This window comes from Ideonella sp. P3_A4, from assembly GCF_056403075.1.
In genome coordinates this window covers 1-3,387 of sequence record NZ_JBFUGE010000623.1, presented here as the reverse complement: position 1 = coordinate 3,387, position 3,387 = coordinate 1, and the positions used below count along the sequence as shown (strand labels likewise).

Here is a 3,387-nt window from a genome sequence, read left to right as displayed (position 1 = left end):
CTGAAGTACATCGCCAGCGGCCTGCTGGGGCCAAGTGCGATGCAAGGGGGCGCGGAGATGGCGTGGGTGGGGCTGTTGTGCCACTTCCTCCTGACGACGGGCATGGCGGCGATCTACTTGGTGGCAGCTCACAAGCTCCGGATCCTGGCCACCCAGCCATGGCTGTGGGGCAGCGTCTATGGCGTTCTGACGTGGTTGGCCATGGTCTTCGTCGTGGTGCCCTTGTCTGGCGTCACCGGCTGGAAACTGCCGCAAGGGTGGAGCATCGTCGCCGGCCTGCTCGCGCACATCTTTTACGTTGGTGTTCCGATCGCGCACATCGTCCGATATGGGCTGCGCGACTTGCACAGACCAGCCTGACTCTCATGGGCGCTGCAGCGCCTGGCGTGCTACTTCGCGCGGACTACGGAGTCTGGTCGCCTGCCTGCCGCAGTTCCACGGACATGCCGTAGAGCGCCAGCATCCCGACCACGTGTCCGATGGCGACACCCGGCTCACCCGATTCGATTCTGGCGATGGTCTGGACATGAACACCCAGCCGAGCGGCCGCCGATGCCTGGCCCTCGCCCGCCTTCGTGCGCGCCGCTTTCGCCGCTGCTCCCATGTCCTTGATGGATTGGAGGGCCGTGCCGTCGATCTCGGCGGAAATTCGCTTACCTTGGGCCATGGGGGATTGTCACAGCAAGGTGATGCACGAGCCCGAGCGCGATGTCGTGTCGTGTCAAAGTCGCCTGATCGCCCAAGGAGCGCCTACGTTGGACATCACCGCATTGCAGGCCACGCTGCGTCAATTCGCCGCCGAACGCGAATGGCAGTCGTTCCATACGCCGAAGAACCTGGCCACCGCTTTGATGGTCGAAGCGGCTGAGTTGGCCGAGATCTTCCAGTGGATGACGCCCGAGCAGTCGCAGTCGGCCTGTGCCGATCACGTCACCAAGGAGCAGGTGGCGGACGAGGTGGCCGATGTGCTGCTCTACCTCGTGCAGATCGCGGACCACACGGGCGTCGACCTGAAGCGCGCCGTGGGGCGCAAGCTCGTCAAGAACTCGAAGAAATATCCGCCACTGCGGCCCGGACTGCCTGCGGGCGCGTCCGGACCCGAGACGGTGGAGACACACGTCCTCGTCGACTGGGAAAACGTGCAGCCCGGCGAAGCGGACCTGCGTGCGCTGGTGCCGGAAGTGACCGACGTGTGGCTCTTCCACGGGCCCACGCAGAAGGACGTCGGCGCTCGGCATTCTTCGTTCGGCGACCGTGCGACGCCGGTGAAGATCGCGCGCGCCGGCAAGAACGCGCTGGACTTTCACCTCTCGTTCTACATGGGCTACATCGCAGCGCGCCATCCGGAGGCGCGCTTCGTCGTCATCTCCAACGACAAGGGCTATCGGCCGATGCTGGAGCACGCGATGGAGCTCGGTTTCGCGGCGCGGCATCTCGAGTTCAAGGCGACCCCGCCAGCCCGCAAAGCCGCAGCGAAGAAGTCGACTGCGAAGAAAACCGCAGCCAAGAAGTCCGCGCCAGCTGCCGACAAGAAGACGACGCCATCCACGGCACCGGCCCAGAAGGTCGCCAAGGCACCGTCGAAGCCTGCACCGACACCGAAGAAGGCGCCAGCAGCCAAGAAGGCAGCCAAGGCCAAACCTGCCCCACCACCTGCACTGACCGCGTCGACCACGGTGAGCAAGCTGCTCGACCACGTGCTGACGAGCCTGAAGAAGACCAAGAGTCGGCCTGCGCGCAAATCGCGGCTCGTCGCCTCGGTCAAGTTGTGGATCGGGTCAGGCCACGATGCGCAGGTCGTCGAGGCGGTGTTGGCCGAGTTGCTCGGCAGCGGCAAAGTGCTGGTGACGGCGTCGGGCGCGGTGGAGTACGCGTTCTAGGCGGGTCGCGTAGCTACAGGGCGACTCGGTCCAAGCGGCGACCCTCTCTTGCTGGCCGGGACTGTGAATCCCGGACGTGACCCGACAGTTGACGTTCGCCGGGTCGGGCAAAAAAAAACCGACTCAAGAGAGCCGGTCATTCACGGGGAGCCGCTGGGTCAGTAGCGACCACCGCCGAAGCCGCCCGTGCCGTAGCCGATATCCGTACGCTTGGTTGCGGTGTACTCACCTGCGCCGTAGCCGCTCGAACCTCTGCTTGCTTCGCGGGGACGGGCGAGACTCACGACGATCGAGCGTCCATCGACGGACATCCCGTGCAGGGCCGAGATGGCGGCCTGGGCGAGTTCGGCAGAAGCCATTTCCACAAACCCAAAGCCCTTGGAAGTGCCGGTTTCCCGGTCCATCATGACCTTGGCAGAGGAAACGCTACCAAACTCGGCAAAGTTGCTTTTCAGGGCGGAATCGGTCACGGAATAGGGCAGGTTACCCACGTAGATCTTGTTGCTCATCGACGAGCCTTTCTAGGTACTGGCGCACCATCAGGATGCGAATTTCTAATTTGCGAATGGGGAGTTCGCAGCGAGGGGGAAGTTTGGACGGGATCTGGTGGGACCAGATCGTCAGCACGCAGGGGGGTGCGGCATGCATGCTCGCAGCCAGCCCTGAGTGACGGCGAACAGCCGAGCAGCTTCGCTAGAGGCGAAGGTTGTTTCGAAGCGAAACACACGGCGGCTACCGCCGTTGCCCTCAGCCTGGCGTACCGAAAAAGAGGCGCGAAAACGGCCGCAGTCGGTTGGGTGTGTCGCGGGCGAAACGACGTACTTGCCCATGGGAATGGCGTTGTGCGAAATGTTGTTCAGTCAAGATTGCAGGCTTGAATCGCCCGGCGGGAGCACTTTTGGGCTCGGTTAGCTATTACCTGGCCGGCCCAAAAATGTAGAAGGTCACCAACTGCACCCCGGTTGACGTCAATAGCCAGCCAGAAGAAGCATGTCACGGTGACATTTTCATTATACCGTTTATACCCATTTAATGGAATTTATATTTTTCCAGATACTAAAGCCAGACTTTGGGGCATCTGTGATGAGCCCCTATGCGCCCGGCTTGGCAGATCACCGAAACCGACCACGCCATCGTCGCCCTGGGCGATGACGAAGATCCACTCACTCCGGAAAGTGGAGGCAATTGCTGCACACCGCACCCGAGGGAGTGGAGGCATGGTGACCTCGGCATGGCGTCTGCATATTTGCGCCCAGCGTCATCCACAATGAATTCGCGCCGTGCATTGCAGGCGCAGGCCGCGGCACCAGAACACATAACCCCCGCCATGCACTCCAGCCTCTACCTGTTCGACTTGAACCGCCACGCGCTGCCCATGCCCGCGTCAGCCAAGGATCTGGAGGCGCTGCAGCAGGTGCTGCAGGACAAACCCGATGGCAAGAACCTGCGCTTCATCGAGTTCGCGCTACGCTTCGAGGACAAATTTCCTGCACGTGCGGGCGAGGGC

6 protein-coding genes are annotated in these 3,387 nt (G+C 62.6%); 3 read left to right on the top strand and 3 right to left on the bottom strand.

Translation table 11 applies throughout. The features are described 5' to 3' along the window. Positions 1-360, top strand: a 360-nt coding sequence (locus tag AC1DYI_RS30080; protein WP_477207788.1) for a hypothetical protein, incomplete at its 5' end; no start/stop codon positions are given. A 43-nt stretch (positions 361-403) separates the two neighbouring features. On the opposite strand, the gene AC1DYI_RS30075 is transcribed toward AC1DYI_RS30080, so the two are convergent. Further along, positions 404-667, bottom strand: a complete 264-nt coding sequence (locus tag AC1DYI_RS30075) for a helix-turn-helix domain-containing protein (protein WP_477207787.1) — start codon at positions 665-667, stop codon at positions 404-406. An 88-nt stretch (positions 668-755) separates the two neighbouring features. Between AC1DYI_RS30075 and AC1DYI_RS30070 the strand changes: the two genes are divergently transcribed. Beyond that, complete coding sequence (locus AC1DYI_RS30070) at positions 756-1,880, top strand: PIN domain-containing protein (protein ID WP_477207786.1); 1,125 nt, start codon at positions 756-758, stop codon at positions 1,878-1,880. A 158-nt stretch (positions 1,881-2,038) separates the two neighbouring features. On the opposite strand, the gene AC1DYI_RS30065 is transcribed toward AC1DYI_RS30070, so the two are convergent. Both AC1DYI_RS30065 and AC1DYI_RS30060 read right to left on the bottom strand, forming a co-directional pair. Further along, positions 2,039-2,389: an RNA recognition motif domain-containing protein gene (locus tag AC1DYI_RS30065; RefSeq protein WP_477207785.1), complete on the bottom strand. Its 351-nt coding sequence runs from the start codon at positions 2,387-2,389 to the stop codon at positions 2,039-2,041. 111 nt (positions 2,390-2,500) lie between these two features. Next, a complete protein-coding gene (locus AC1DYI_RS30060) occupies positions 2,501-2,710 on the bottom strand; it encodes a hypothetical protein (RefSeq protein ID WP_477207784.1) in 210 nt (69 codons plus the stop codon). A gap of 497 nt (positions 2,711-3,207) precedes the next feature. On the opposite strand from AC1DYI_RS30060, the gene AC1DYI_RS30055 reads away from it, so the two are divergent. Then, on the top strand, positions 3,208-3,387 hold a 180-nt coding region (locus tag AC1DYI_RS30055), incomplete at its 3' end, for a hypothetical protein (RefSeq protein ID WP_477207783.1).